The sequence below is a fragment of the Actinosynnema sp. NPDC023658 genome (assembly GCF_040639995.1).
Classification (GTDB): domain Bacteria; phylum Actinomycetota; class Actinomycetes; order Mycobacteriales; family Pseudonocardiaceae; genus Actinosynnema.
In genome coordinates this window covers 1-3,733 of sequence record NZ_JBFAAX010000559.1, presented here as the reverse complement: position 1 = coordinate 3,733, position 3,733 = coordinate 1, and the positions used below count along the sequence as shown (strand labels likewise).

The window sequence follows — 3,733 nt, the reverse complement described above, 5'->3', positions numbered from 1 at the left end:
GCACGACTTCTTCATGGACACCGTCTTCCCCAGCCGGGGGTTCCAGGTCACGACGTGCGCCGACTGGTGCTGAGGATTCCGACTCCGGTCACGCCGGCGGGCGGTGCCCGGAGACCTACCAGGCGTCCCTGAGCAACGAAGGCGGTGGCTCGTCGTCGTCCTCGTCCCGCGCCGGCCTGCGCCGCGGTGGCGGTGGAGGGGTCGGTTCGGCCTCCACGTCCAAGCTCGCGAGCCCGGCGACGTACTCGTCGAGGAACTCCGGTCCCCGCGCCACGAGCGCGGCCCGCTCGGTCTCCGGCAGCCGTTGGAACTCGTCGATCGCCGCGAGGGTCTCGTCGGCCACCGACTCCACCGCCCAGCTGCGGGTGAGCAGGTCGCGCGGGGCGACGCGGCCGGCGACGACGTCCTTCGCGAAGTCGGCCAGTGCGCCGTCGTCCGCGGAGGCCAGCACGCGGAACAGGTTGCGCTGCGCCTGGACGCCCTCGGTGGTCGCGAACGGGTTCGTCATCACGCTCCGGGGTGGTCGAAGTGGGACCACGGCCAGATCGCCCGCACGCCGTCGCCCTGCGCCCGTGCGGCCTGCACGACGGCGGCGAACCCGTGCACGAGAGCCCGGAGCTGGTCGATGGCGGACTGGATCTGGTTGGCGACGCCGATGATCGAGCCGATGAACTTCGCCGCGCCACCGGTCGCGACGTCCGCGATCGTGCCGATGAACTTGAACACCGCACCGCCCTTCATCGCGGTGAGCAGCGCGACGATGGCGTCGATCATCGTTTCCAGCAGGACGCCGATCGTCTGGTACAGGTGGAAGGCGGACTCCGCGAGCAGCGAGACCTTCTCCGCGACGTCGTGGCAGTACTTCGCGTGCTCCGCGCAGCCGAGGGCGAACTGGTCGAGCCACTGCTCCGCGGCCGCCGCCGCGTTGCCGTCCCACGAGTCCTGGATGGCGTAACGGCCGCGCTGGACGTTCTTGGCGATGCCGTCGAACGCGGTGCCCGTGTCCGCCATGACGACGCTCTCGCGGTAGATGCCGTTCCAGTCGCCGCTGTACACCTCGGTGATGCGGTCCAGCGGGCTCCAGCCGAGGATCTTCTGCGCGATCTTGTCGGCCGTCGCGGCCACCGAGCCGAGGTCCCCGACCTCGAACCACTGGCCGAGCTTGTCCTCCGCACCCATCGGCCACTTGTCCCGCAGCACCTCGTTCTCGAGGCTCGTCTCGCCGGGACCGTTGTAGTACCTCGTCTCGACCACGTCGGTGAAACCGCTCGACGCGACACCCGCCGGCAGCGCGCTCGCCTCGACGTTCCTCGGGTACGTCGGGACCGTCGGGTACACCCGGTCCAGCCGGCCCGCCTCGTCGTGGTCCGTGGTGCGGTAGAACCGGGCCGCCCTCGTCAGCTCGACCGCCGACGAGCCGGCGAGGCTGAGCGCGCGCCGCGTGTTGTCCTGCGCGTTGAAGCGCAAGGTTTCCAGGTGGCCCGACAGCTCCAGGAACACACCCTGGCCGATGTCGTCGACCTGGTTGTGCTCCAACGCCTTGAGGTGCGCGGCGATGCCGGTGCTCTGGCGCTGCACGAGGCCGCCCAGCAGCTCGACGGCTTTTGGTGCGACCTTGAACGAATCCCCCACGGCCGGAATCATGGCACAGCGGCGACCCGCACGACCGGCGTTCGACGCGGCTCAGCCCCGCGTGCGACCACCGGCAGCTCCGCAAGGCGTGCGATCTCCTGGTACGACCTGCCGGGCACGCGCTCCGGACGGACGTCCGACAATGGCGGGATCGGCTCGACATCCCTCTCCACCACCGCTCGGGAAATAGCCGGGAAACGCGCTGTCGACGCTCGGGTGTTCACATGCATGACCAGTACTCGTCGGCATTGTTCACGAGTATGACCAGCCGTTGACCTGGCCTGGAGCACCTCCTAGCATCCGAACGCGAAGCGATTTCCGATCCGAGGACGCGAATGCACCCGAATCCGGGTGTGCCGTTCACCGATGAACCGATCCCACGGAGACGAACCATGCGCGTGAAACACATGATCGCTTGCGTCGGCCTGTTAGCCGGCGCGTTGGTGGGAGTGGCATCGCCCACCGCACAGGCCGCGCCCACGCGGTACGAGGCGGAGACCTCGCCCGCGGTGTGCTCCGGCACGATCGACTCGAACTGGTCGGGCTACTCCGGCAGCGGTTTCTGCAACGGGGCCAACAGCACGAGCGGCTACGCCCAGTTCACCGTGAACGCCTCGGCCGCAGGCACGGCGACGGTGGGCATCCGCTTCGCCAACGGCAGCACCACGGCCCGGACGGCCGACCTGGTCGTGAACGGGACCACCGCGCAGGCGCTCTCGTTCGAGGGCACGGGCGCGTGGTCCACCTGGGCGACCAGAACCGTGAGCGTGGCGGTGAAGGCGGGCAGCAACACCATCCGGCTGTCCCCGACCACCTCCGGCGGCCTGCCCAACGTCGACCACCTCGACGTCGAGGCCGGTGGCGGCACGAACCCCCAGCCGCCCGGCGGGATCGTCGGCTGGGCCACGCAAGCGGGCGGCACCACCGGCGGCGCGGGCGGCACCACGGTCACCGTGAGCACCTTCGCCGACCTGCGCACCCAGGCGCAGGCCTCGGGGACCCGGACCATCCTGGTCAACGGCATGATCAGCGGCTCGGGCACGGTCGAGATCAGCGCGAACAAGACGATCCGCGGCGTCGGGGCGAACTCGGGCATCTCCGGGACCACCCTCAACATCGAGGACATGCACCCGGCCAACGTCGTCATCCAGAACCTGAACATCCGCGGGGTGCTCGGCAACGACGCGATCCAGGTCGAGAACGCCACGCACGTCTGGATCGACCACAACACCCTGTCCAGCACCGTCGCGACCGACCCGGACCAGTACGACGGCATGATCGACATGACCCACGCCGCCGACTACATCACCGTGTCGTGGAACGTCATCCGCGACCACTGGAAGACGTCCCTGGTCGGCCACTCCGACGGCAACGCGAGCGAGGACCGCGGCCACCTGCGGATCACGTACCACCACAACTGGTTCGACCGCACCTTCGAGCGCAGCCCGCGGGTCCGCTTCGGTGAGACGGTCCACGTGTACAACAACTACTACTCGAACGTGCGCAACAACGCCGACTCCTACGCCATCGCGTCCACGATGGACGCCGGTGTCCTGGTGGAGGGCAACGTCTTCGAGAACGTGCAGCAGGCGTGCTGGTCCGCCAGCGGGTACGCCGACTCCGACCCGGGGCGGCTGGTGGCGCGCAACAACTCGTTCACCGACTCCGGGCCCTGCGAGACCAACGGCGCGGTGGCCGCCGTCCCGTACGCCTACACCGCCGAGGACGTCGGCGCGGTGAAGTCGTCCGTCACGGCGGGCGCCGGCGCGGGCAGGCTCTGACGGCGCGGTCCGAACGAACGGCGACCGGCGGACGTGCCAGTCGCCGTTCGAACGGTCCGCACGCGCGCCGCGTGAGCCGATCTGCGGACCGCGCGGTCAGGCCAGGGCGCGCAGCGCCTCGTAGGAGCGCTGCACGAAGCGGCTGCGCAGGGTCGGCGCGGTGTTCGTCAGGGACACCAGCGCGATGCCCGCCTGGGGGCTGAACCCCGCGAACGACGTGAAGCCGCGCGTGGCGCCGGCAGCAGCTCGTCGTCCGCGCGCCGGTCCAGGTCCGCCACCTCGGTCAGCGGGACGCCCATGAACAGGCACTTCAGCACCCC

Annotated in this window: 4 protein-coding genes; 1 reads left to right on the top strand and 3 read right to left on the bottom strand. The window is 69.9% G+C overall.

The window, feature by feature from the left end:
• Positions 1-115 precede the first annotated feature (115 nt).
• On the bottom strand, positions 116-508 hold the full coding sequence (locus AB0G02_RS31125) for a hypothetical protein (protein ID WP_360801131.1): 393 nt from the start codon (positions 506-508) through the stop codon (positions 116-118).
• Complete coding sequence (locus AB0G02_RS31120) at positions 508-1,632, bottom strand: hypothetical protein (RefSeq protein WP_360801128.1); 1,125 nt, start codon at positions 1,630-1,632, stop codon at positions 508-510. Before AB0G02_RS31120 ends, AB0G02_RS31125 begins: the two co-directional genes overlap by 1 nt.
• A 392-nt stretch (positions 1,633-2,024) precedes the next feature.
• Here AB0G02_RS31120 and AB0G02_RS31115 point away from each other — a divergent pair, with 392 nt between their 5' ends.
• Positions 2,025-3,413 carry a carbohydrate-binding protein gene (locus AB0G02_RS31115; protein ID WP_360801125.1) on the top strand — a complete coding sequence of 463 codons (1,389 nt, stop codon included), beginning with the start codon at positions 2,025-2,027 and terminating at the stop codon, positions 3,411-3,413.
• Positions 3,414-3,509: 96 nt separating this feature from the next.
• Here the strand turns inward: AB0G02_RS31115 and AB0G02_RS31110 are convergent.
• Positions 3,510-3,733: hypothetical protein (locus tag AB0G02_RS31110; protein WP_360801122.1), on the bottom strand; the 224-nt coding region annotated here is incomplete at its 5' end.

Excerpts from the sequence above, each read along its gene's own strand:
- AB0G02_RS31115 (WP_360801125.1), top strand. The coding sequence starts at position 2,025 with ATGCGCGTGAAACACATGATCGCTTGCGTCGGCCTGTTAGCCGGCGCG.
- AB0G02_RS31125 (WP_360801131.1), bottom strand. The coding sequence starts at position 508 with ATGACGAACCCGTTCGCGACCACCGAGGGCGTCCAGGCGCAGCGCAAC.